The 23,167-nt window shown below is 65.4% G+C and carries 20 protein-coding genes and 1 pseudogene; 13 read left to right on the forward strand and 8 right to left on the reverse strand.

The window, feature by feature from the left end:
* Positions 1-135: 135 nt before the first annotated feature.
* Both fabB and fabA read right to left on the reverse strand, forming a co-directional pair.
* Positions 136-1,359 (reverse strand): beta-ketoacyl-ACP synthase I, encoded by a 1,224-nt coding sequence (gene fabB, locus XH90_RS00285; protein WP_194478667.1) that lies wholly within the window; start codon positions 1,357-1,359, stop codon positions 136-138.
* Between the two features lie 40 nt (positions 1,360-1,399).
* On the reverse strand, positions 1,400-1,921 hold the full coding sequence (fabA, locus tag XH90_RS00290; protein WP_194482543.1) for a bifunctional 3-hydroxydecanoyl-ACP dehydratase/trans-2-decenoyl-ACP isomerase: 522 nt from the start codon (positions 1,919-1,921) through the stop codon (positions 1,400-1,402).
* A gap of 369 nt (positions 1,922-2,290) precedes the next feature.
* Between fabA and irrA the strand changes: the two genes are divergently transcribed.
* Entirely contained in the window at positions 2,291-2,779 is a 489-nt protein-coding gene (irrA, locus tag XH90_RS00295) for an iron response transcriptional regulator IrrA (protein WP_194478668.1), read from the forward strand.
* 87 nt (positions 2,780-2,866) lie between these two features.
* On the opposite strand, the gene XH90_RS00300 is transcribed toward irrA, so the two are convergent.
* Positions 2,867-3,397, reverse strand: a complete 531-nt coding sequence (locus tag XH90_RS00300) for an SH3 domain-containing protein (RefSeq protein WP_194478669.1) — start codon at positions 3,395-3,397, stop codon at positions 2,867-2,869.
* Between the two features lie 310 nt (positions 3,398-3,707).
* On the opposite strand from XH90_RS00300, the gene XH90_RS00305 reads away from it, so the two are divergent.
* Positions 3,708-4,709 (forward strand): D-glycerate dehydrogenase, encoded by a 1,002-nt coding sequence (locus XH90_RS00305; protein WP_194478670.1) that lies wholly within the window; start codon positions 3,708-3,710, stop codon positions 4,707-4,709.
* A gap of 37 nt (positions 4,710-4,746) precedes the next feature.
* Positions 4,747-5,583, forward strand: coding sequence for a hypothetical protein (locus XH90_RS00310; protein ID WP_194478671.1), 837 nt, complete (start codon positions 4,747-4,749; stop codon positions 5,581-5,583).
* A 3-nt stretch (positions 5,584-5,586) separates the two neighbouring features.
* Here XH90_RS00310 and XH90_RS00315 read toward each other — a convergent pair whose 3' ends face one another.
* Positions 5,587-6,396 carry a molybdopterin-synthase adenylyltransferase MoeB gene (locus XH90_RS00315; RefSeq protein WP_194478672.1) on the reverse strand — a complete coding sequence of 270 codons (810 nt, stop codon included), beginning with the start codon at positions 6,394-6,396 and terminating at the stop codon, positions 5,587-5,589.
* 91 nt (positions 6,397-6,487) lie between these two features.
* On the opposite strand from XH90_RS00315, the pseudogene XH90_RS00320 reads away from it, so the two are divergent.
* Positions 6,488-7,848 (forward strand): annotated as a pseudogene (locus XH90_RS00320) (serine protease).
* Between the two features lie 3 nt (positions 7,849-7,851).
* Here the strand turns inward: XH90_RS00320 and ggt are convergent.
* Positions 7,852-9,531, reverse strand: coding sequence for a gamma-glutamyltransferase (gene ggt, locus XH90_RS00325; protein ID WP_194478673.1), 1,680 nt, complete (start codon positions 9,529-9,531; stop codon positions 7,852-7,854).
* Positions 9,491-9,655, reverse strand: coding sequence for a hypothetical protein (locus XH90_RS00330; RefSeq protein WP_194478674.1), 165 nt, complete (start codon positions 9,653-9,655; stop codon positions 9,491-9,493). The genes ggt and XH90_RS00330 overlap by 41 nt, the downstream gene beginning before the upstream one ends.
* Positions 9,656-9,778: 123 nt before the next feature.
* Here XH90_RS00330 and XH90_RS00335 point away from each other — a divergent pair, with 123 nt between their 5' ends.
* Positions 9,779-10,519, forward strand: coding sequence for a ParA family protein (locus XH90_RS00335; protein ID WP_194478675.1), 741 nt, complete (start codon positions 9,779-9,781; stop codon positions 10,517-10,519).
* A gap of 261 nt (positions 10,520-10,780) precedes the next feature.
* On the opposite strand, the gene mutM is transcribed toward XH90_RS00335, so the two are convergent.
* Complete coding sequence (mutM, locus tag XH90_RS00340; protein ID WP_194478676.1) at positions 10,781-11,662, reverse strand: bifunctional DNA-formamidopyrimidine glycosylase/DNA-(apurinic or apyrimidinic site) lyase; 882 nt, start codon at positions 11,660-11,662, stop codon at positions 10,781-10,783.
* Between the two features lie 81 nt (positions 11,663-11,743).
* Here mutM and ubiE point away from each other — a divergent pair, with 81 nt between their 5' ends.
* The 4 genes from ubiE to dut all read left to right on the forward strand — a co-directional run bounded on the left by ubiE (position 11,744) and on the right by dut (position 16,059).
* On the forward strand, positions 11,744-12,505 hold the full coding sequence (gene ubiE, locus XH90_RS00345; protein ID WP_194478677.1) for a bifunctional demethylmenaquinone methyltransferase/2-methoxy-6-polyprenyl-1,4-benzoquinol methylase UbiE: 762 nt from the start codon (positions 11,744-11,746) through the stop codon (positions 12,503-12,505).
* Entirely contained in the window at positions 12,502-14,076 is a 1,575-nt protein-coding gene (ubiB, locus tag XH90_RS00350) for a 2-polyprenylphenol 6-hydroxylase (protein ID WP_194478678.1), read from the forward strand. The genes ubiE and ubiB overlap by 4 nt, the downstream gene beginning before the upstream one ends.
* A gap of 67 nt (positions 14,077-14,143) precedes the next feature.
* Positions 14,144-15,604, forward strand: coding sequence for a bifunctional phosphopantothenoylcysteine decarboxylase/phosphopantothenate--cysteine ligase CoaBC (gene coaBC / locus XH90_RS00355; protein WP_194478679.1), 1,461 nt, complete (start codon positions 14,144-14,146; stop codon positions 15,602-15,604).
* A complete protein-coding gene (gene dut / locus XH90_RS00360; RefSeq protein ID WP_194478680.1) occupies positions 15,601-16,059 on the forward strand; it encodes a dUTP diphosphatase in 459 nt (152 codons plus the stop codon). The genes coaBC and dut overlap by 4 nt, the downstream gene beginning before the upstream one ends.
* Positions 16,060-16,284: 225 nt before the next feature.
* On the opposite strand, the gene XH90_RS00365 is transcribed toward dut, so the two are convergent.
* Entirely contained in the window at positions 16,285-17,505 is a 1,221-nt protein-coding gene (locus XH90_RS00365; protein ID WP_371748261.1) for an integrase core domain-containing protein, read from the reverse strand.
* Between the two features lie 349 nt (positions 17,506-17,854).
* Here XH90_RS00365 and XH90_RS00370 point away from each other — a divergent pair, with 349 nt between their 5' ends.
* The 4 genes from XH90_RS00370 to XH90_RS00385 all read left to right on the forward strand — a co-directional run bounded on the left by XH90_RS00370 (position 17,855) and on the right by XH90_RS00385 (position 23,127).
* A complete protein-coding gene (locus XH90_RS00370; RefSeq protein ID WP_194478681.1) occupies positions 17,855-20,359 on the forward strand; it encodes a PAS domain-containing sensor histidine kinase in 2,505 nt (834 codons plus the stop codon).
* Complete coding sequence (tsaE, locus tag XH90_RS00375) at positions 20,356-21,876, forward strand: tRNA (adenosine(37)-N6)-threonylcarbamoyltransferase complex ATPase subunit type 1 TsaE (RefSeq protein ID WP_194478682.1); 1,521 nt, start codon at positions 20,356-20,358, stop codon at positions 21,874-21,876. The genes XH90_RS00370 and tsaE overlap by 4 nt, the downstream gene beginning before the upstream one ends.
* An 87-nt stretch (positions 21,877-21,963) precedes the next feature.
* Complete coding sequence (locus tag XH90_RS00380) at positions 21,964-22,281, forward strand: PilZ domain-containing protein (RefSeq protein ID WP_194478683.1); 318 nt, start codon at positions 21,964-21,966, stop codon at positions 22,279-22,281.
* 123 nt (positions 22,282-22,404) lie between these two features.
* On the forward strand, positions 22,405-23,127 hold the full coding sequence (locus XH90_RS00385) for a nucleotidyltransferase family protein (RefSeq protein WP_194478684.1): 723 nt from the start codon (positions 22,405-22,407) through the stop codon (positions 23,125-23,127).
* The last annotated feature ends 40 nt before the right edge of the window (positions 23,128-23,167 follow it).

The following is a 23,167-nucleotide window of genomic DNA, read 5'->3' on the forward strand; positions in this document are numbered from 1 at the left end:
ATCACCTTCCGCTTTCATGCCGGGCGCCGGGTTCAAAACGTGGATGGCCGGGACTCAGGCGAGCGAAGCGACGCCGTCCTTCGGACGGCTATGCCCGGCCATGACGAGAAAATCAACGATGCGCCAACAATGCCGTCACACATCCATCCGGCTGAACACCAGCGTGGCGTTGGTGCCGCCAAAGCCGAACGAGTTCGAGAGCACGGTGCCGATCTTGACGTTGTCGATCCGCTTGCGCACGATCGGCATGTCGGCGAACACCGGATCGAGCTCCTGGATGTGAGCGCTTTCGCAGATGAAGCCGTTGTTCATCATCAGCAGCGAGTAGATCGCCTCCTGCACGCCGGTCGCGCCCAGCGAGTGGCCGGTCAGCGCCTTGGTCGCCGAGATCGGCGGGCACTTCTCGCCGGAGCCGAAGACGCGGCGGAGCGCGTCGATCTCGGGCGGATCGCCGGCCGGCGTCGAGGTGGCGTGCGGGTTGATGTAGTCGACCTTGGTCTTCACCGTCGACATCGCCATGCGCATGCAGCGCTCGGCGCCTTCGCCCGATGGGGCGACCATGTCGTAGCCGTCCGAGGTCGCGCCATAGCCGACGATCTCACCGTAGATGCGCGCGCCGCGCGCCCTGGCATGCTCGAGCTCTTCCAGGACGAGCACTCCCGCGCCACCGGCAATGACAAAACCGTCGCGGTTGACGTCGTAGGGCCGCGAGGCGGTGGCGGGCGTGTCGTTGTACTTCGAGGACATCGCGCCCATGGCGTCGAACAGCACCGAGAGCGACCAGTCGAGCTCCTCGCAGCCGCCGGCGAAGACGACGTCCTGCTTGCCGATCTGGATCGTCTCATAGGCATTGCCGACGCAATGGTTCGACGTCGCGCAGGCCGAGGAGATCGAGTAGTTCACACCCTTGATCTTGAACCAGGTGGCGAGCGTTGCGGACGCCGTGGACGACATTGCCTTCGGCACTGCAAACGGACCGACGCGCTTCGGTCCCTTGGTGCGGGTGATGTCGGCGGATTCGACGATGGTGCGGGCCGACGGTCCGCCGGAGCCCATGATGATGCCGGTGCGGATGTTGGAGACTTCGTCGGGCGATAGACCGGAGTCCTGAATCGCCTGCTCCATCGCGACGTGGTTCCACGCGGCGCCCTGGCCGAGGAAACGCATCGCGCGCCGGTCGACCACCGTCGAAGGATCGAGCGTGGGCGCACCTTGTACCTGCGAGCGGAAGCCGAGCTCGGCATATTTCTCGGCCCGCGAAATGCCCGACTTCGCCTCGTGAAGGCTCGCAAGCACTTCCTGGGTGTTGTTTCCGATCGACGAGACGATACCCATCCCGGTGACCACAACCCGCCTCATGACAGCCTCGCCTATATCGTTGTCTTCTTGATGATGCGCGTTAGCCCAGGTTCACGCCCTGCTTGAACAGACCGACCTTCAGATCCTTGGCGCGATAAATAATCTGGTCGTCGACCGAAAGCCATCCGTCGGCAATGCCGAGCACGAGCTTTGAACGCATCACGCGCTTGATGTCGACGTTGTACACAACCTTGCGGGCCTCGGGCAGCACCTGGCCGCTGAACTTTAATTCGTTCAGGCCGAGCGCGCGGCCACGCCCTTCGCCTCCGGTCCAGCCGAGGTAAAAGCCGACCATTTGCCACAGCGCATCGAGGCCGAGGCAGCCTGGCATCACGGGGTCGTTCTTGAAGTGGCAGCCGAAGAACCAGAGGTCGGATTTCACGTCGAGCTCGGCGCGTACCAGGCCCTTGCCGAACTCGCCGCCATTGTCGTTAATTTCCGTGATGCGATCGAACATCAGCATCGGCGGCAGCGGCAACTGAGCGTTGCCCGGACCGAACATTTCGCCGCGGGCACAGGCCAGCAGATCTTCGTATTCGTAACCGTTGCGCCTGTTCAGCATGCGGAAGCCTCTGTTTGAACCCCGATTGAGCGGCGTTTCTGGCAAAAATGGGCCCCGTTTCGTTCGGAAAGCAACGCCTTTCGCCGTCGTCAGCAGGCGCGAATGCCGAGAGCCCGGATGGTCCTGCGAACCATGGACTTGCGAACCCGGCCTCAATGCCCGGCCGCGCCACATCAGGCTCAGCGGAACCGCGCGCTCTCTAACACAGGCCATTTCGGTGGCAAAGCAATCTCATGAAGGTAAAATGACGGGACTCGGGTCCGGTTCCTTGCGGGATTAGAACCGCTCTAGTTGCGAGAAACTTGCATCTGCATCTATCTGTCCTTATATTGCAGGCAGATAGTGTCAACGCGTGCCTGAATTTTGGAAATGAGCGAGAACAACGCGCCCCGTCGCGACGATGACGTCCATGCGGCCCTTCTGTCCGGCCGCCAGCCGGCCCTGACGGGTTGCCCATGGCACGACGTCAATGAAATGCTCCAGTCTGCCGGCCTGCGCCCGACGCGCCAGCGCATGGCTCTGGGCTGGCTGCTGTTCGGCAAGGGCGCACGCCACCTCACGGCTGAAATGCTCTATGAGGAAGCGACCCTGGCCAAGGTCCCGGTCTCGCTCGCAACCGTCTACAACACGCTGAACCAGCTGACCGATGCCGGCCTGCTGCGCCAGGTCAGCGTCGACGGCACCAAGACCTATTTCGACACCAACGTCACCACCCACCACCATTACTACCTCGAGAACAGCCACGAGCTGGTCGATATCGAGGACCCGCATCTGGCGCTGTCCAAGATGCCGGAGGTGCCCGAGGGTTACGAGATCGCGCGCATCGACATGGTCGTGCGCCTGCGCAAGAAACGCTGAGAGCGATCCAAACCGCTGAATTGGTCGTCATGGCCGGGCTTGTCCCGGCCATCTACGTTCTTGGGCTAGGCGCTGGAGCCTGCCGCGTCAGTTCACCTGCTCGTCGGCATAGACGCCCCAGAGGCGTTCCTGCTGAATCCAGCCGTCAAAGCCGCTGCCGGTGACGTGGCACCAGCTGGTGGTGCATTTTTTCACCGTCGTGACGACGCCGGCCTGGAGTTTGGCCGCCACTGCGCTGTCGGAATCGGCGCGGTCGTAGATCGGCGCAAGCTCGTCCTTGTGCTTCATGGTGACCACCGCAGTGCGACGGCCCGACAGCAGCGAGTGATAGACCCAGCCCTCGGCGCCTTCGGAATCGCGCACCCGGCGCCAGTTCTCGAACTCCGCGGTGATTTCGACCGGCAGGCCGGCACGGGTGTAGACCCAGGCCACATCATTGTCCTTGGTCGGGCCGGCGCGAACGTTCACGTGATCCGATTTGAGGCTGACATAGCGCGGCACCGGCAGGCCGCTCGCGGTCTGGGGTGTGGTATCCTTGGCCGAGTGCCCGGGGCTGACCGAAGCGCTCAACCAGGTGCAAACGAGCGTCATCACCGAACAAAAACGCCCCAACGCCATCAACCCGTCTCCTGTCGAGGACCCGGCTGGGCCAGGTTCCTCACCCCGAATTCCAAAACCTGCCGCGCAATCCCTCCCGCCCCACGCGGTGTTCCCGAAGCCAACTTGTCTTGGCCCGGCCTTCTGCTAGAGAGGACGGACACTTGAACAACCAGTTTGTCCCGATTTTCCGGCCGGAAATCTCGGGAGAGCTTGAAGGAAACGCCGGGGACCACACGGCCAAGGCAGTGTCGAACAACCGGGTTAATGAGGCCTCAACGGCCGGCCTTTGGCGACAGAGGCGGCCTGCAACGCCTCATGAGGGCAGGACATGTCGGTGAAGAAAAAGCCCCTTGTCGTGGTGACGCGCAAATTGCCGGACTCGATCGAGACCCGGATGCGCGAACTGTTCGACGCCCGCATCAATCTCGACGACACGCCGATGTCCGCCGAGCAGATCGCCGAAGCTGCGCGCACCGCCGACATCCTGGTTCCCACGGTCACCGACCACATCAGCGCCGACATCGTCAACCAGCCCGACTGCAAGCTCCGCCTGATCGCCAATTTCGGCAACGGCGTCGACAATATCGACGTCGAAGCCGCGCATGCCCGCGGCATCACCGTCACTAACACGCCGAAGGTGCTGACCGAAGACACCGCCGACATGACCATGGCGCTGATCCTGGCGGTGCCGCGCCGGATGATCGAGGGCGCTTCGGTGCTGACGGAAGGAAAGCCCTGGGCAGGCTGGTCGCCGACATGGATGCTCGGCCACCGCATCGGCGGCAAGCGCCTCGGCATCATCGGCATGGGCCGTATCGGCCAGGCGGTGGCACGCCGCGCCCGCGCCTTCGGCTTGCAGATCCACTATCACAATCGCCGTCCCGTCGCCCCGAAGATCGCCGAAGAGCTTGGCGCGACCTATTGGGAAAGCCTCGACCAGATGCTGGCGCGGATGGACATCATCTCGGTGAACTGTCCGCACACGCCGGCGACCTACCACCTGCTGTCTGCGCGGCGGCTGAAGCTGATCCGCAAGGACGCCTACATCGTCAACACCGCGCGCGGCGAAGTCACCGACGAGGACACGCTGATCAAGCTGATCGAAGGCGGCGAGATCGGCGGCGCCGCCCTCGACGTCTATGAGCACGAGCCTGCGGTCAATCCGAAGCTGGTGCGGCTTGCGAAGGCCGGCAAGGTGATCCTGATGCCGCATATGGGCTCGGCCACGATCGAGGGCCGCGTTGAGATGGGCGAGAAGGTGATCATCAACATCCGCACCTTCCTCGATGCCCACAAGCCGCCGGATCGCGTGCTGCCGAGCATGCTCTGAGGGCGCCGCGGTCCTCCCGTTGAAGAAGGGTTGCCGCATGGGCGCAGGGGACACGGAGCTGTCATCGCGCGTGACCCCTTCGCCGCAGAGAGACCATGTCCTCACCGTGTTGGCCGCCGGGCTTCTGGCGGCAACTCTTGCGGCGATCTGTCACGAAACGGTTGGGCACGGCCTCGGCTGCATTGCCGCAGGCGGTGAGATCCAGTTGCTGACATCCATCTGGTTCCGCTGTCACGGAGCGACGTCGCTGACCGATGCAGGCGGCGCCATATCCGGCTTGGTGTTTGGCGGGCTGGTCCTCGCGCTGCCGATGCGCCGTGTCGGCAACTCCGCGATGAGAATGACGCTGTTCATGTTCAGCGCAATCAGCTTGCTGTGGGTAGCAGCCCAGATCATCGCTCATCCTGCTCTTGATCGGGACGATTGGCACTTCATCGCAATGCGCTGGCACTGGCCCCTGGTCTGGCGTCCGTTGCTCGCCACTGTCGGCGTACTCTCCTATGTGGCAATCGTGCGCTGGATCGCCTTGCTGCTTCGTGATCCCGCGGCGCCGAGCGCGCGTGCGATCTATCTGGCCTATGTCGCGGCGGCGATTTCAGCCGTACTGGCCGGATGGATGTGGGCGCCCCTGCCCACCCGCAGCGCGCTGGAAGGTCTTCTGACACTGGGGGTGGCGCCCATGGGCTTGCTAGTCGCGGCGGCACGTATCAACCCAGATCATTCCGGTGGCGCCCCCATCGCAAAGTCGTGGCTCTTCGTCGCCATCAGTCTGTTGGTGTTCGCAGCGTTCGCCCTGATCCAGGGAAGGGGACTGGGGCCGCTCGCCGATTGTTCCGGGAGCCGGTCCGCACCGACGGAGTGGTGCGTGCTCTGAGCGTCACCCTCCGACGCGATGGGCGCTGAGATCTGACATCACAGGCCCGTCGCCATTGAGCGGATTGGCCGGGTCGCGCGCGTAGCGCAGCGTTTCGAAGCGCATCGCGCGCGCATCGATCATCAGGAGGCGGCCGACCAGGCCGTCGCCGAAACCGACGATCTCGCGGATTGCCTCCAGCGCCATCATCGAGCCCATCACGCCCGCAAGCGCACCCATGACGCCGGCTTCGGCGCAGGCCGGCACGGTGCCGGGCGGCGGCGCCTCCGGAAACAGGCAGCGATAGGTCGGATTGAACTCGCCCTGCTCGTTCGTCTCGTGCGCACGGATGGTGGTGAGTGAACCATCGAACGTGCCGAGCGCCGCGGTAATCAGCGGCCGCTTCGCAAAGAAGCAGGCGTCCGAGGCCAGATAGCGGGTCGAGAAATTGTCGGACCCGTCGAGCACGAGATCGTAATCGCCGATCAGGCTCAGCGCATTGTCGGCATTGAGCCACGTGGCATGACCAACGAAATTCACATGCGGATTGAGCGCCGCGATCCGCTCAGCCGCGCTCTCGACCTTGTGCCGGCCGATGTCGGGCGTCGTGTGGATCACCTGGCGCTGAAGATTGGACAACGACACCACGTCGTCATCGACCACGCCGAGCGTTCCGACGCCGGCGGCAGCCAGGTACATCAGCGCGGGCGCGCCGAGCCCGCCGGCGCCGATCACCAGCACGGAGGCCCGCTTCAGCGCGGCCTGGCCGGGGCCGCCGACATCGCGCAGCACGATATGGCGGGCATAGCGTTCAAGTTCGTCCGGGCTCAGCACTGTCTCTTACTCCTGAACCACCCCGAGATTGTTCGCGACCAACGAGATGTGCTTCAATGGCAGCGCGTTCAATGGGCTGGCTGGATTTGTCATGAGATCGATGCTTGCGGCAACACTGATGTTGGCGTCGGCCACAGGCGCCGGCGCCCAGATGACGACGCCGCAGGTCCCCGGCACCAAGCCAAAGGCGGTCCAGACCGTGCCGATCAAGCCGCCCGCCCTGCAGACGCCGTCGGAAACGGCCGACGCGATGGCGCAGGCCGAGCGGCTGTCGCTGCAATCCGACCTCGCCTGGGTCGGCGAATATAACGGCGCCATCACCGGCGACGTCAGCTCGCGCATGGTCGACGCCATCAAGGAATACCAGAAGGCCAAGGGCGGCAAGCCGACCGGTGTGCTGAATCCGCAGGAGCGCGCCGCGCTCGCCGAGACCGCACGGCGCAAGCAGGACAGCGTCGGCTGGAAGATCGTGACGGAGATGACAAGCGGCGCGCGGCTCGGCATTCCCTCCAAACTGGTGCCGCAGCAGGCCACCGACGCCAGCGGCTCGAAATGGAGCTCGCCCACGGGAACGTTGCAGGTGCTGCTCAGCCGCCGCAAGGAAGCGAACCCGACCAGCGCAAAACTCGCTGAAACAGAGAAAAAGGAGCCGGCCGGGCGCAAGGTCGACTACACCGTGGTGAAGCCGGGCTTCTTCGTGCTTTCAGGGTTGCAAGGTCTGAAGAAGTTTTACGTGCGCGGGACCTTCAAGGGTGACGAGGTCCGGATCATGACGATCCTCTACGACCAGGCGACCGAAAACACGGTCGAGCCGGTCGTGATCGCGATGTCGAGCGCGTTCAATGCGTTTCCCACGGCGCCCCAGGCCGGACCGCCGCCGCGCAAGACCGTCGATATGGCACCGGCCTCGTCGTCAGCGACGATGGTGCGATCGTCACGGATCGTCTCGTCACCGATTCCTGCCTCGCGATCACAATCGGCGGCTACGGCAATGCCGATCGCCTCGCCGAGGACAAGGAGCACGACCTCGCGCTGCTGCACATCTATGGCACGCGCGGCTTGAAGCCGCTCAGCCTCGCTGGCGGCGCGGCGAAGGCAAGTGTCGATGTCGTCGGCATCGCTGATCCCCAAAACCAGGGCGGCGCAGCCGGCGTGTCGAGCGTCAGGGGAGCGCTCGCGCCGGTGACGGCGAGCGACTCCGCGCTGTCGCCACCGCCCGCCGTCGGCTTCTCCGGCAGCCCGACCATCGACAACGATGGAAAATTCGTCGGCATCGCGCTGCTGAAGCCGGCGATGGTCGCGGGTCCTTCGACAGCTGTGCCGGCGTCACAGGCGGTGATGGTCTCCGCCGATACCGTGCGCGATTTCCTGAAGGCGAACGCGGTTACCGCGAACGGCACGTCGACTGATGCGAAGGCCGCCGTCGTGCGCGTGATCTGTGTGCGGAAATAGTAATCAACTCAGCCTGAACCGGATCCCGCTCTTCGCGAGGCCGCCGGAGATCCCGACCGGCGTGCCATCCGCGCGCCAGCAGGCGGCGCCGGTCATGGTGCCGTCGTCGTGGAAGGCGATGCCGTTCATGCCGCCGGCAACCGTTGCGACAGGCTGAACCTTGTGGCCGAGCGTCGCGAGTTTTTCACGCACGGCCTCGGGCACGGCCTGCTCGACCTCGAGCGCGTTGCCTTCGGTCCAGACGCGCGGCGCCTCGACCGCTTCCTGTAAGCTCATGCCGTGGTCGATCAGGTTGATCAGCGCCTGCATCGCGCTCGGGAAAATGCGCTTTCCCCCGGGCAGGCCCAGCGCATAGCGCAGCTTGCCGTCGCGTAGCGCCATCATCGGCGACATCGAGGTCGTCACGCGCTTGCCCGGCGCCAGCGACAGCGCGTGGCCCGGCCGCGGATCGAACAGGTTCATGTAATTGTTGGCGATGGCCCCCAAGCCCGGAATCATGATCTTGGCGCCGAACAGGTTGTTGATGGTCTGCGTGGTCGCGACCACGTTGCCGAAACCATCGGCCGCCGTCATGTGCGTGGTGTGCGCGCTTTCGAGCTGCATGACGCCGGCGCCCCAGGCTTGCGCCCGCGCCGGATCGATCGCGCCGCGGCGCTCCTCGGCGTAAGCCTTCGAGGTCAGCTTCTCCACGGGCACCCCGACATAGTCGGGATCGCCGCTGGCGGCGGCGCGATCAGCGAAGGCGATCTTCAGGACTTCGGCGAGATAATGAATTGTCTCTGATGTGCCGAAGCCGAGGCTGCCGATGTCATAGCCCTCAAGAATGTTCAGCATCTGCGCGATGTGCACGCCGGAGGCCGCAGGCGGCGGCGGCCCGAAGATGGCCCAGCCGCGATAGTCGGCGCGGATCGGTTGCCGCTCGACGGTCTTGTAGCTGGTCAGATCGTTGCGGCGGATGAAGCCGCCGGCCTTTTCCATGTAGTCGGCGAGGATGTCGCCGAGCGGCCCCTCGTAGAGCGCTTGCTCGCCGTGCTCGGCGATGTAGCGGAGCGTCTCCGCATATTCGGCCTGCACCACGCGCTCGCCGACCTTGAGCGGCTCACCGCCGGGCAGGAAGATCGCCGCGATCGGCTTGTCCTTGCGCATCTCGGCGGCGCTTTCGCTGATGCATTCGTGCAAATAGGGCGTCGCCGCGTAGCCGCGCGCGGCGTGCTTGATCGCGGGCTGCATGACGTCGGCGAGGCTCATGGTGCCGAAGCGCCGCAGCGTCTCGCACCAGGCTTTCAGCGAGCCCGGGGTCGCAACCGCTTTCGGGCCGTTGAGGTTCTCGTTGCCGACGGTGTCGAACACGTCGTGAGCCGAGCCCGGCCTGGAGGTGTAGGTGGTGTCGCGTACCGAAGCGGGCACCGTGCTCTGGCCGTCGATAACGCGATGGCTGCCATCGGCGAGCCTGATATGGGCCATGCCGCCGCCGATGATGCCGACCATCATCGGCTCGACAACGGTCAGCGTGAACAGCGTCGCAATCGCGGCATCGATGGCGTTGCCGCCGGCCGCCAGCATCTCGGCGCCGGCGCTGGAGGCGAGCGGGTGGTTGCTCACCACCATGCCGCGGCTCGAGACCGCCGGCATCTTCTGGCATTCAAAAGTGGTAGCCGTCCGGTCCCGCCAGTTGCCGCTCATGCCGCTTACCCTTCTTCTTGTTCACGATGGCGAGCACATCATACGCACTTCTACGGGTCCAGTACTGGTACGGATTAACTGGCATTCCTGATTCTGCCATCATCGTCAGTGTTGATTCGGACATCCGCGGTCCCCTTTGGATCGGGCAGGGCACGTCCTGAGCGAGAAGAGCTCAGCATCCAGAAGCGATGCACGTTCGCGTGGCGTTACCCCAAAGACCCAGGCACTCCAAAGGATTCATCGTCCAATGCACACGATCGTACTGGCCACCCAAAAGGGTGGCAGCGGCAAGAGCACGCTCGCCATCGGCCTCGCGCTGGCTGCCAGGCAGGCCGGCTTCACCGTCCGCCTGATCGAGACCGACCCGCAGGGCACCCTGTCCAACTGGGCCCGCCGCCGCAACAACGACGATCTCGTCGTCGAGCCGATCTATCACGCCGCCGATTTCGCGCCGCGGCTGAACATGCTGGCCGACAGCGGCCTCCAGCTCGCGATCGTCGACACCGCGGCCGGCCTCTCCGCCGCGACCACCGCCGCGATCCGCCATTCCGATCTCTGCCTGATCCCGGCCCGCCCGAGCGTCGCCGACATCGAGGCGACCGCCTCCACCGTCAGCGTCGCGCGCGCCTGGAAGCGTTCCTATAGCTTCGTGCTGAACCAGACGCCGATCCGCGGCCAGCGCATCGACAACGCGGCCAACACGCTCGCCGAGGAAGCCGCGCTCGATCTCGCCGAAGTGCTCGCACGCCCGCTGATCGCGATGCGCAACGACCACCAGGACTCGCTCGCCTCGGGCCTCGCCGTCAGCGAGTTCGCGCCGAACGGCAAGTCGACCGAGGAGATCCGCGGCCTCTGGCGCTGGATCGAGACTCGTCTCGAGCTCTCCACCGGCAATCTGCTGATCGATCAGGTGCTGTCGGCAGCGGACGGGATGATGCACGCCGCCGGCGAGCGGTCGGCGGACGAGACCACCGTTCTGGCGTCCTGAGCGGGGCGATCGCTCGAGGCCAGACGGGCTCTTCGCCGTCCGGTGGATGAGCCCAGGCGACGAAGCAATCCGGCCTACAGCCCGGCCGGATTGCTTCGCTTCGCGGTTTCAGGCGAGGACCAACGCGCCCTCGAACGAGATCTCGAAAACAACCCCATGCACAGTAGAAGCGCTGCTTGCCAAGCTATCGCGGCGACGGCGCGCAGGCGTCTGACTCGTCAGGCAAAATGGCCGTGCGCCAGCATTTGTAGCCGCACAGCGTCACTTCTGACACTTCGGACACCAGAAGGTCGAACGACCGTTCTGGGTGAAACGCTTGATCGTGCCGCCGCAGCGCGGCGTCGCGCATGTCTCGCCTTCGCGGTCATAGACCTTGAAGGAATGCTGGAAATAGCCGAGCTCGCCCGAAGTCTGGCGATGGTCGCGCAGTGACGAGCCACCGGCTTTGATGGCGTCGTTCAGCACGGTGTGGATCGCACCGACCAACCGCTTGGCGTGATCGGTCGCTTCCCCCTTCTTCGTCGACAGCGTCGCGGCGATCCGGCGCGGCGACAGATGCGAGCGGTGCAGGGCTTCGCAGACATAGATGTTGCCGAGGCCCGCGACGACGCGCTGGTCGAGCAGCGCGGCCTTCAGGCTGGTGGTCTTGTCCCGGCAGGCGCGCGCCAGCATCGCGGCGTCGAACTCGTTGCCGAGCGGCTCGGGGCCGAGGTCGCGTAAGAGCGGCTCGTCCTCGATCGCATTGCGCGCGATCACTTTCATGTAACCGAAGCGGCGCGGATCGTTGAAGACGATGTCGGCGCCGGAAGACATCCGAAACAGCACATGGTCGTGCGCGGAGTCCTTGCCCTTGGGATGGTGAAACTCGCCTGGCGCGGCCTCGTTGTCGGGCTTGATGACGCGGAATGAGCCCGACATGCCCAGATGCATCAGCAGCACGTCGCCGGAGCCGAGATCGGCCATGAGATATTTTGCACGCCGGCCGAGCCCCGTGACGATCTGCCCCTGCAGCCGGGCGACGAAATCGGGCTGGAACGGAAAGCGCAAGTCCGGCCGGCGGGCCTCCGCGACGACGATTTTCGCACCCTCCATGACGGGCTGAAGGCCGCGGCGGACGGTCTCGACTTCGGGCAATTCAGGCATGGTCAGGCATTCACCTTATGAGGGCGGTGTGATAGCGCCATTGCGGCGGGCGGGCTATGGTCCGCCCATTGGAGTAGAGTAATGGATCGGCCGGGCGAAACCACGCATTTTGGCTTCAGGGACGTTCCCCTGGGGGACAAGCAGACGCTGGTGAACGATGTGTTTCACAGCGTGGCGTCGCGCTATGACTTGATGAACGATTTGATGTCCGGTGGCCTGCACCGGGTCTGGAAGGACATCATGATCAATGCGCTGGACCCGCCGCGAAGCGACCGGCCGTTCAAACTGCTCGACGTTGCCGGCGGCACCGGCGACATCTCGTTCCGCGCCGCCAGGGCGGCAGGTTCCGGCTTCCATGCCACCGTCTGCGACATCAATTCCGACATGCTGGCGGTGGGCCGCGAGCGTGCCGCCAAGCGCCACCTCGACACCCAGGTCGATTTCGTCGAAGGCAATGCCGAAGCGCTCGCCTTCGCCGACCGCAGCTTCGACGCATATACGATCGCCTTCGGCATTCGCAACGTGCCCCAAATCGACAAGGCGCTGCGCGAGGCCTATCGCGTGCTCAAGCCCGGCAGCCGCTTCCTCTGCCTGGAATTCTCCACCGTCGAGATGCCCGGCCTCGACAAGCTCTACGACCTGTTCTCGTTCAAGGTGATCCCGCCGCTCGGCCGCATGGTCACGGGCGATGCCGAATCCTACCAATATCTCGTCGAATCGATCCGCAAGTTTCCGAAGCCGAACGCCTTCGCGGACATGATCCGCGACGCCGGCTTTTCCCGCGTGAGCTGGCAGACCCTGACCGGCGGCATCGTCGCACTGCATTCGGGCTGGCGTTTGTGATCTCTGCCATCACCCACATCACGCGCCTGATCCGCGCCGCGTTCGTGTTTGCGCGCGAGGGCGTGTTCGGCTCCGTCGACCCGAGCCTGGTGCCGCCGCCCGGACAGCTCGCGCTGAAACTGGCACGCCTCGTCGAACGGCGCGGCGACAAGCACGGCCCGCGGATCTCGCGCGCGCTGACGCGGATGGGCCCGGCCTATCTCAAGCTCGGGCAATTCCTGGCCACACGCCCCGATGTCGTCGGCCTCAATATCGCGCGCGATCTCGAAAGCCTGCAGGATCGCCTGCCGCCGTTCCCGCAAGCCGAAGCCGAAGCTGCAATCGCGACCTCCCTGGAGCGGCCGCTGAAAGAAGTGTTCGTCAGCCTGAGCGCGCCGGTTGCCGCCGCTTCGATCGCGCAGGTGCATCGCGGCGAGATCGAGCGCGACGGCATCCGCAAGCCTGTCGCGGTCAAGGTGCTCAGGCCGAACGTGTCCGCGCGCTTCCGCCGCGACCTCTCCGATTTCTTCTTCGTCGCGCACAAGGCCGAGACCTATTCCGCCGAGGCGCGACGGCTGCGCCTCGTCGAAGTCATCAACACGATGTCGCGCTCGGTCGCGATGGAGATGGACCTGCGGCTGGAAGCTGCGGCGCTGTCGGAGATGGCGGAGAACACGCGCGACGATCCGGATTTTCGCGTGCCCGAAGTCGACTGGGACCGCACCACCCACAACGTGCTGACGATGGAGTGGATCGACGGCATCGCGCTGAACGATCACAAGCGCCTGGCCGAAGCGCAGGTCGACCTGCCCGATCTCGGCCGCAAGGTGATCCAGAGTTTCCTGCGCCACGCGCTGCGCGACGGCTTCTTCCACGCCGACATGCATCCGGGCAATCTGTTCCTCGATGACGCCGGCCGTCTCGTCGCGGTCGATTTCGGCATCATGGGCCGGCTCGGCATGAAGGAGCGGCGCTTCCTCGCCGAAATCCTGCTCGGCTTCATCACCCGCGACTATCGCCGCGTCGCCGAGGTGCATTTCGAAGCGGGCTACGTGCCCTCGCATCACTCGGTCGAGAACTTTGCACAAGCCATCCGCGCCATCGGCGAGCCGATCCACAATCGCACCGCCGAGGAAATCTCGATGGCGCGGCTGTTGACGCTGCTGCTCGAGGTCACCGGCCTGTTCGACATGACGACGCGGCCCGAGCTGATCCTGCTGCAAAAGACCATGGTCGTGGTCGAGGGCGTGGCGCGCGGCTTCGATCCCAGGCTCGACATCTGGAAGGTCGCCGACCCCGTCGTGCGCGAATGGATCGAGCGGAATCTCGGCCCGATCGGCCGGGTGCAGGGCGCGCTGGCCGGCGGCGGCGACCTCGCCAAGGTGCTGATGCGCCTGCCCGACATCGCCCAGCGCTCGGTCGCGGTGCTCGAGCAGCTCGAGACCATGACGCGGGAAGGCATCCGCCTGTCGCCGGAGAGCATCGCCGCGATGGGGCGCAGCGAGGGCCGCAAGAACCGCTGGCGCACCGTGGCAGTCTGGATCATCGCGGTGACCTTCATAGGCATCCTGATCGCCGTCCGGAATCTGTGATCGCCGAATGATTGCATTGATATCACTAAAATGATATCATCGCCATCATCTCGTGCTGGAGGGCGCCATGGCAAGCCTGACCATCCGCAAGCTCGACGACACCGTCAAAGCCTATCTGCGCCTGCGCTCGGCCAGGAACCGCAGGTCGGTCGAGGAAGAGGTTCGGGTCATCCTGCGAGAGTTGATCGAGGGCCGCGAGGAGCCGCTGACGCCGTTCGCGGTACCGCCCGAGGCATCCCCCGCACCCGCATCCCTGCGCCCCGGCGCCGTCCCTGAGGCCAGCGTCACGCTGATCATCGGCGGCGGCATCGCGGCCTTCAAGTCGCTCGACCTGATCCGCCGGCTGAAGGAGCGCCGCATCGAGGTCCGCTGCGTGCTGACCAGGGCCGCCGAGCAGTTCGTCACCCCGCTCTCGGTCAGCGCCCTCTCCCATGAGCGCGTCTACACCGATCTGTTCGATCCGCAGAGCGAGTTCGACGCCGGCCATATCCGCCTCGCGCGCGACTGCGATCTGATCGTGGTGGCGCCCGCGACCGCCGATCTGATGGCGAAGATGGCGAACGGCCATGCCGACGATCTCGCCAGCGCCATCCTGCTCGCCACCAACCGCAAGGTCCTGATTGCACCGGCGATGAATCCATTGATGTGGAACAACGCCGCGACACGCCGCAATGTCGCGCAGCTTCAGCGCGACGGCATCCTGTTCATCGGGCCCAATTCCGGCGAGATGGCCGAAGCGGGCGAGGCCGGCGTCGGCCGCATGTCGGAAGCCATCGAGATCGCCACTGCCGCCGAGAAATTGCTGCGGCCGCCGGTGCCGCGGCCGCTGGCCGGCAAGCGCGTGCTGATCACGGCTGGTCCGACGCATGAGCCGATCGATCCGGTGCGCTACATCGCCAATCGCTCCTCCGGCAAGCAGGGCTTTGCGATTGCTGCCGCAGCCCAAGCTGCGGGCGCAGAGGTGATCCTGGTGAGCGGCCCCGTCGATCTCGACGATCCCGCCGGCGTCACGGTGAAGCACGTCGAATCCGCGCGGCAGATGCTGGAGCAGGTGCAGGCAGCGCTGCCCGCCGACATCGCGATCTTCGCCGCTGCCGTCGCCGACTGGCGCGTCGCCAACGAGGGCGAGCAGAAGCTGAAGAAGACCTCCGCCGGCATGCCGCCGCTTCAGCTCGTCGAGAACCCCGACATCCTCGCCACGATCTCGAAACTCGCCGACAAGCGCCCGCCGCTGGTGATCGGCTTCGCCGCCGAGACCGAGCATCTCATCGACAACGCGAAGTCAAAACTCGCGCGCAAGGGCTGCGACTGGATCGTCGCCAACGACGTCTCGCCCTCGACCGGCGTGATGGGCGGCGACCGCAACACCGTGCACCTCATCAGCAAGAATGCCGAGAACAACGGCGAGATCATTGTTGATTCCTGGCCTGTCATGACCAAGGAACAGGTCGCCATCGAACTGGTCGCGCATATCGCAAAGAGCGTGTCCGACACATCCGTCGACGAATCCCTGGAGCCGGCATCTTGAGCAGCAAAGTCACGGTCGAACTGCAGCGCCTGCCCCATGCGGACGGCCTGCCGCTGCCGGCCTATCAGACCGCGGAGGCCGCCGGCCTCGATCTGATGGCGGCGGTGCCGGAGGACGAGCCGATGACGCTCGCATCGGGTCAATATGCGCTGGTGCCGACCGGCCTTGCCATCGCCCTGCCGCCGGGACACGAGGCGCAGGTGCGGCCACGCTCCGGGCTTGCGGCCAAGCACGGCGTCACCGTGCTGAACACACCGGGCACTGTCGACGCCGACTACCGCGGCGAGATCAAGGTGATCCTGATCAACCACGGCGCCGCCCCCTTCGTGATCAAGCGCGGCGAGCGCATCGCGCAGATGGTGATCGCGCCCGTGCTCCAGGCCACGCTGGTTCCAGTGGCGACACTGTCCTCGACCGATCGCGGCGCCGGCGGCTTTGGGTCGACGGGGCGGTAAGCGCATCGAATCCAATCAACAGCGACGCTCTCTCCGTTCCCTCCCCCACAAGGGGGGAGGGACAGGGAGGGGGGTGCCACACGGGGACTCTTTCAATCGGACACCCGTCTTCCTCACATCATCAACAACTGGCGCTTCCTGCTTTGCTACCCCTCTCCCTTGAGCAACCGGCGACATAGGTAACAGATCAAACCGACGACATGGGTAACACAATTCTCGTTTCGTTCAGGTCTGTTGTTGTTGGGGCTGTGGACCCTGGGGGCAACGCGCAGCGTTGTCCCCAAGTCCACGGCCTTTGCGTTTAGGGCGTCGCAGTTCGTCTGCATGGTGAGCGATGGTGCCGAGCGTGATCGGGCCGTAGCTGACTATCCAGCCATCTTCAGCTTCAGCCAGGCCGACCGGCTCACCCGCCAGAGCTGCGGTGATGTAGATGAACTTGCCGTCGAGTTTGATCTCTCCGTTGTGCCGAACCCGGCGCACCTCCCGATCTCCATACTCCGGCGAGCGCAGGATGCCGTCGAAGCGTCGCGGTGAAGCTCGATAGCGCTCGGCCGGCGTCGCATCGTCGAGTGACTGGTGCGGACGTTCTTCGTTGTAGAGCCGCTGGAAGCTGCGTAGTCGCTTCAGTTGTTCGCGCATGCTGTGCGCCGGCGGATTGGCCACATCCTGCAACAGAGTGAGATGCATGCGCTCGTGACGGCCGTTCTGCTGCGGCTTGCCCGGGGCAATGCGTTCCGGCGTCACGCCGGCCTTGATCAGTTTCACCGACAGTTGCGACAGCCCGCCCGCGCCGGTCGACGCAAAGGGAGAGCCGTTGTCCGACCGCAGGTAACGGGGCAGCCCGAACTCGCGGAAGGCCGCATCCAGCACCGGCCAGACATGGTCGGTATCCGTCCGGGAGAGGGCCTGGCAGCGCAACAGGTAGCGGCTATGAGCGTCGGTCAACGTCAGCGGTTCACACCGCTTGCCGTCGCCGGTCAGGAACCAACCCTTGAAGTCGATGCACCAGACGTCGTTGGCGGCCTCGCAACCGGCAAACGGCGCACTCGATGGCGGGCTACGCCGGCGCAGCTTGCGCTTCACCGTCAACCCCTCGCGGTCGAACAGCTCCCCGATCGTGCTCGTCGCCGGCCAAGCCGTTTTGGGCGCGGCGCGCTTCAAATAGGCCCGAACCTTCCTCGGCCCCCAGGTCGGATGTGCCCGACGCACCTCGAGGCAGCGCTCCGCGACCTTCGGGACAATTGCTTGCGGATGATGCGCCGGCGCTCGCGAACGGTCGAGCAGACCGGCAACCCCTTCCTCTTCGAAGCGCGCCAGCCACTTGTATCCAATCCGGCGGCTTACATCGAACCGCCGGCAGATCGCGGCAAACGACTCCTCGCCCTTCTCAACCGCCACCATAAAGCGCATCCGCTCTTCCACGGCACAGGTCTCCTTCCAACCCATCGGCAGGGTCCTCCCTGCCGACAGTTGACCTGTTACCCATGTCGCCGGTCTATTCTGTTACCCATGTAGCCGGTTAGGACCCCCTAGCCCTCCCCCACAAGGGGAGAGGGAACGCACCTCCGTTGGAGCGTGATCGAGTCTCATCCCGTCAACGCTAACACCCGGCATCTCCAACCGAATCATCCGCAGAATTACGTGAGGGCGGAACCCGCGCCCGGCATTTTTGTGGGACCGCCTTTGCGTTCACGGTCTGGACTCTTACCGGTGGAGTCGCGGTGAGGGTATTGTCGTTTGATTCGCGCACGACGGGGGTCGCAGCGCGGTCAATTCGTGCGGTCTTGGGGCAACTATGTCAGGCGTGATCGTGTCGATGCGTCGGACGCTGCTGTCGTGCACCTCGCTGGTGCGCAACAGCTTGTTGGGAGGCGCTCTCGCAGCGCTGCTGCCGGCTGAGCCGGCTGATGCCGCCGACCTTGTCGACACACTTTCGATATTGCTGGATTTCAACCGGCAGGAGCTCGCGGTGCTCGCCACCGCGCTGGCCCTGCTCGGCTTCACGGTCGTGGCCGCGATCCTGTTGATGCGAACGCGCGTGCGCACCGCCAAGAACGAGGCGGGGCTGCGCTTGCGGATTCGGGAACTCCAGTTGCAGGCCGACCGCTTCGGCGCGCTGCTGTTCGCCGAGCCGCAGGTGCTGATCTCCTGGCCGGCCGGCGACAATCGCGCGCAGATCTCGGGCGATATCTCGATGGTGCTGCCGCGCGATTCGTCGCCGCAGCGCGTGCTCGCGTTTGGAACCTGGCTGCCGCCGGAACCGGCACTGCAGATGGATCACGCCGTCGACGGCTTGCGCGAGCGCGGCGACGGCTTCCAGCTCACGCTGACCACCGCCAACGGCCACACGCTGGAAGCGATCGGCCGCGCCATCGGCGGCCAGGCCATTGTCCGGATTCGCGAATTGTCCGGCCTGCGGCGCGATCTGGCCGAGACCAATCTGCGCTACAAGGCACTCTCCGACGAGACCGAGATGCTGCGCGGCTTCGCCGCTGCCGCGCCATGGCCGATCTGGGCCAAGAGCGGGAACGGCGCGCTGGTCTTCGCCAACCCCGCCTATGTCCGCGCGACGGAAGCGACCAGCATCATCGACGCCCAGGAGCGCAGGCTCGAGCTGCTCGACAGCGCCGACCGCGCCGCGATGGAGCGCAGCCTGAAGGAGGCAGCTCACTTCACCTCGCGGCTGCCGATCGTGATCGGCGGCGAGCGGCGCATGTACGATGTGCGGGCCGCCAATGTCGGCCACGGCAGCGTCGGCGTCGCCATCGACGCATCGGAGGCGGACGCGCTGAGCGCGGCGCTGGTGCGGATGGCGGAAGCGCATCGCCGCACCCTCGACCAGCTCTCTTCCGGCGTGGCCGTGTTCGACGGCCAGCGCCGGCTCGCCTTCTACAACGATTCCTACCGGCGGCTGTGGGACCTCGACCGCACCTTCCTCGACGCCCACCCTGACGATTCCAGCGTGCTCGACCGGCTCCGCGCCGCGCGCAAATTGCAGGAGCAGCCGGACTTCCGCGCCTGGAAGGCCAAGCTGCACGAGGCCTACCGCGCGGTCGAAGCCGCCAAGGACACCTGGTATTTGCCCGACGGTCGCGCGCTGTCCGTCGTCACCACGCCCAACCCCGAAGGCGGCGTCACCTACCTGTTCGACGACGTCACCGAGAGCCTCGAGCTGGCCCGTCGCTTCGACGGCATGATCCGGGTCCAGCGCGAGACCCTCGACAGCCTCGCCGAGGGCGTCGCCGTGTTCGGCAGCAACGGCAAGGCGCAGCTGTTCAATCCGGCCTTCCTGCGGATGTGGAAGCTGTCGAACGACGCCATGCGCGAGGAGCCGCACATCCAGACCGTCGAGGGCTGGTGCCACCAGCTGTTCGACGACCCGCTCGTCTGGCGCCAGATCCGCGAAGCCATCACCTCGATCGAGAATCGCGCCGACGTGCCGCTGAAGCTGGAGCGCAAGGACGGCAGCGTGCTCGACGGCATGATCCGTCCGCTGCATGACGGCGCGACCATGCTGACGTTCCTCGACATCACCGACACCGAGAATGTCGAGCGCGCGCTGCGCGAGCGCAACGAGGCGCTGGAAGCCGCCGACCAGATGAAGGTGGATTTCGTCCACCACGTCTCCTACGAGCTGCGCTCGCCGCTCACCACCATCATCGGCTTCGCTCATTTCCTCAGCGACCCCTCGACCGGACCGCTGACGCCGAAGCAGGCCGAATATCTCGACTACGTCACCAAATCGACCAACGCGCTGCTGGCGCTGACCAACAACATTCTCGATCTCGCCACCATCGACGCCGGCGCCATGAAGCTGGAGCTCGGCCCGGTCGACGTCAGCAAGACCATCGAACTCGCCGCCGAAGGTATCCAGGACCGGCTCGCCACCGACCGCATCCGCCTCAAGGTCGAGATCGCACCCGATGTCGGCAGCTTCATAGGCGACGAGAAGCGCGTGGTGCAGGTGCTCTATAACCTCCTCGCCAACGCCGTCGGCTTCTCGCCGCCTGACTCCACCGTCGGCATCAGTGCGCGCCGCACCGACCGCAGCGTGGTCTTCATTGTGACAGATTCCGGACCTGGAATACCCGCCGACATGAAGGACAAGGTGTTCAACTGGTTCGAAAGCCGCTCGCAGGGCTCGCGTCATCGCGGCGCCGGGCTCGGGCTGTCGCTGGTGCGCTCCTTCGTCGAGCTGCATGGCGGCAAGGTGCAGGTGGATTCGATCGTCGGCAAGGGCACGGTCGTGATCTGCGATTTCCCGACCGACCAGGCGGCGCATCGCGACGCCGCCGAATGAGCGAGCCCACCAAACTCTCCGTCGCGCTTGTCAACGAGACGGCCACCGCGCAATTGATGGCCGATCTCGCTTTGCTGGTCGGTCCCGGCGACACCATCACGCTGACAGGCGATCTCGGCGCCGGCAAGACGGCCGCGGCCCGCAGCCTGATCCGCTATCTCGCCGGCGACGACGAGCTGGAAGTGCCGAGCCCGACCTTCACGCTGGTGCAGGGCTACGAGCTCGCAGCCTTTGCGGTGATGCATGCCGATCTCTATCGCGTCGAGGACGAGAGCGAACTCGAGGAGATCGGGCTGTCGCCGCTGCCGGACGCGACGCTGGTTCTGATCGAATGGCCCGAGCGTGCGCCGTCCGCGATGCCGGAAGATCGCATCGACATCGCCCTGACGCATCGCCCTGCGCTCGGCTCGAATGCACGCGCCGCCGACATCACAGGTTACGGCAAGAGCGCGGCGACGGTTGCGCGGCTGAAGACGCTGCGCGAATTCCTCGAAGTGTCGGGCTATATCGATGCGACGCGCAAGCGCATGGCCGGAGACGCCTCGACGCGCTCCTATGCGCGGCTGATCCGCGACGACGGCGTCGTCATCCTCATGAACTCGCCGCAGCGCCCCGACGGCGCCGCGATCTACAATGGCAAGTCCTACAGCGCCGCGGTGCATCTGGCGGAAAACATCAAGCCGTTCGTCGCCGTGGACGAAGGCCTGCGCGCCGCGGGGATCTCGGCGCCGAAGATCCATCATTTCGATCTCGACCACGGCTTCCTGATCTCGGAGGATTTCGGCAGCGAAGGCGTGATCGAAGGCGATCCGCCGCGGCCGATCACGGAGCGCTATGAGGCCGCGACCGACGTGCTGGCCGCGCTGCACGGCAAGACGCTGCCGGAAACGCTGCCGCTGGACGGGCAGGCCTACACCATTCCCGCTTGGGACACCGACGCGCTGCTGATTGAAATCGGTCTGATGCCGGAATGGTATCTGCCCGACCGCAACGCGCCGCTGAGCGACGAGAGGCGCGCGGAATTCTTTGCGATGTGGCGCGAGCTGCTGAAGAAGCCGCTCGCCGCACCGAAAACCTGGATCATCCGCGACTACCACTCGCCCAATCTGATCTGGCTTGCGGATCGGACCGGCATGGCGCGCGTCGGCGTGATCGACTTCCAGGACACCGTGCTCGGGCCGCACTCCTATGACGTGGTGTCGCTGCTTCAGGACGCGCGCATCGACGTGCCTGAGACCCTCGAGCTGACGCTGCTGTCGCGCTACATCAAGGCGCGCCGCACCGATGATGCGAGCTTCGATGCGGCCGGCTTCGCCGAGCTCTATGCCATCATGTCGGCGCAGCGCAACACGCGTCTGCTCGGCACCTTCGCCCGGCTCAACCGCCGCGACGGCAAGCCGCATTACCTGCGCCACCAGCCGCGGATCTGGACCTATCTCCAGCGCTCCCTCGCCCATCCCGCGCTCGCGCATCTGCGCGACTGGTACATCGCAAACGTGCCGCCGCCGCGATCCTGAGCCGGAACCGGTTTACCAGCCGTTAGCCATCGCATCAGTATGATCGGCCGCGGGCAGCCGGACAAAGACGGGGCTGGAGCGGGGCAGATGGCGGTCAAGACGGACCAGCGCGGGAACAACAGGGTTGTGTTCGAACGTGGGATTGCGGCCCAGATGATGGGCATCGACGGCACCTGGCGGCGCGAATGCACCATGGAGGACGTCTCCGAGACCGGCGCCAAGCTGACCATCGACGGCTCGGTCGAAGGCCTGCACCTGAAGGAATTCTTTCTGCTGCTGTCCTCGACCGGACTTGCGTACCGGCGCTGCGAACTGGCCTGGGTGAATGGCGACCAGATCGGCGTCAATTTCCTGAAAGTCGGCGACAAGAAGAAAAAGGCGCGTTCCACAGCCGTGAGTGCGTGAGCGCAACACACGTCGCACAACCGTCACGGCGGGTGGCTAAGGCCGTCGAGATGCGGTGCGGCTGATCCCGGCCCGTGCTAGGATTGCTGCAAACGCGAATTTGAGGTTCGAGAAAGCTCAAGCATGTCCGTCAAACCGACCAAAGCCATGGTGCTCGCCGCAGGGTTCGGCCTGCGCATGCGTCCGCTGACGGACAAGATGCCGAAGCCGATGGTGCCGGTGGCCGGCCAGCCGCTGCTCGACCACGTGCTCGACAAGCTCGGCCAGGCCGGCGTCACCGACGCGGTCGTCAACGTGCACTATCTGCCGGACCAGATCATCCAGCACACCGCAACGCGCCAGCACCCGCGCGTGACCATCTCGGACGAGCGCGACCAGGTGCTCGGCACCGGCGGCGGCGTGGTCAAGGCGCTGCCGCTGCTCGGCGATGCGCCGTTCTTCCACGTCAATTCCGACACGCTGTGGATCGACGGCGTCCGCTCCAACCTGACGCGGCTCGCGGAAAATTTCGACCCTGCAAGCATGGACATCCTGCTGCTGATGGCGCCGACGGCGACCAGCATCGGCTATAGCGGCCGCGGCGATTACGGCATGCTGCCGGACGGGAGCCTGCGCAAGCGCAAGGAAAAAGAGATCGTCCCGTTCGTCTATGCGGGCGCGGCCATCCTGTCGCCGAAGATCTTCGAAGGCGCGCCGCAGGGCGAGTTCTCGCTGACGAAGATGTTCGACCGCGCCAATGAGCAGGAGCGCCTGTTCGGCCTCCGCCTCGACGGCGTCTGGATGCATGTCGGCACGCCCGACGCAGTCCAGGCCGCGGAAGAGGCGTTCCTGGAGAGCGTCGCGTAAGGTCGCGAACAGCGGGGACGACTTTCTCTCGCCCCATGAC

Origin of the sequence: Bradyrhizobium sp. CCBAU 53338, from assembly GCF_015291665.1 — a bacterium.
Classification (GTDB): domain Bacteria; phylum Pseudomonadota; class Alphaproteobacteria; order Rhizobiales; family Xanthobacteraceae; genus Bradyrhizobium.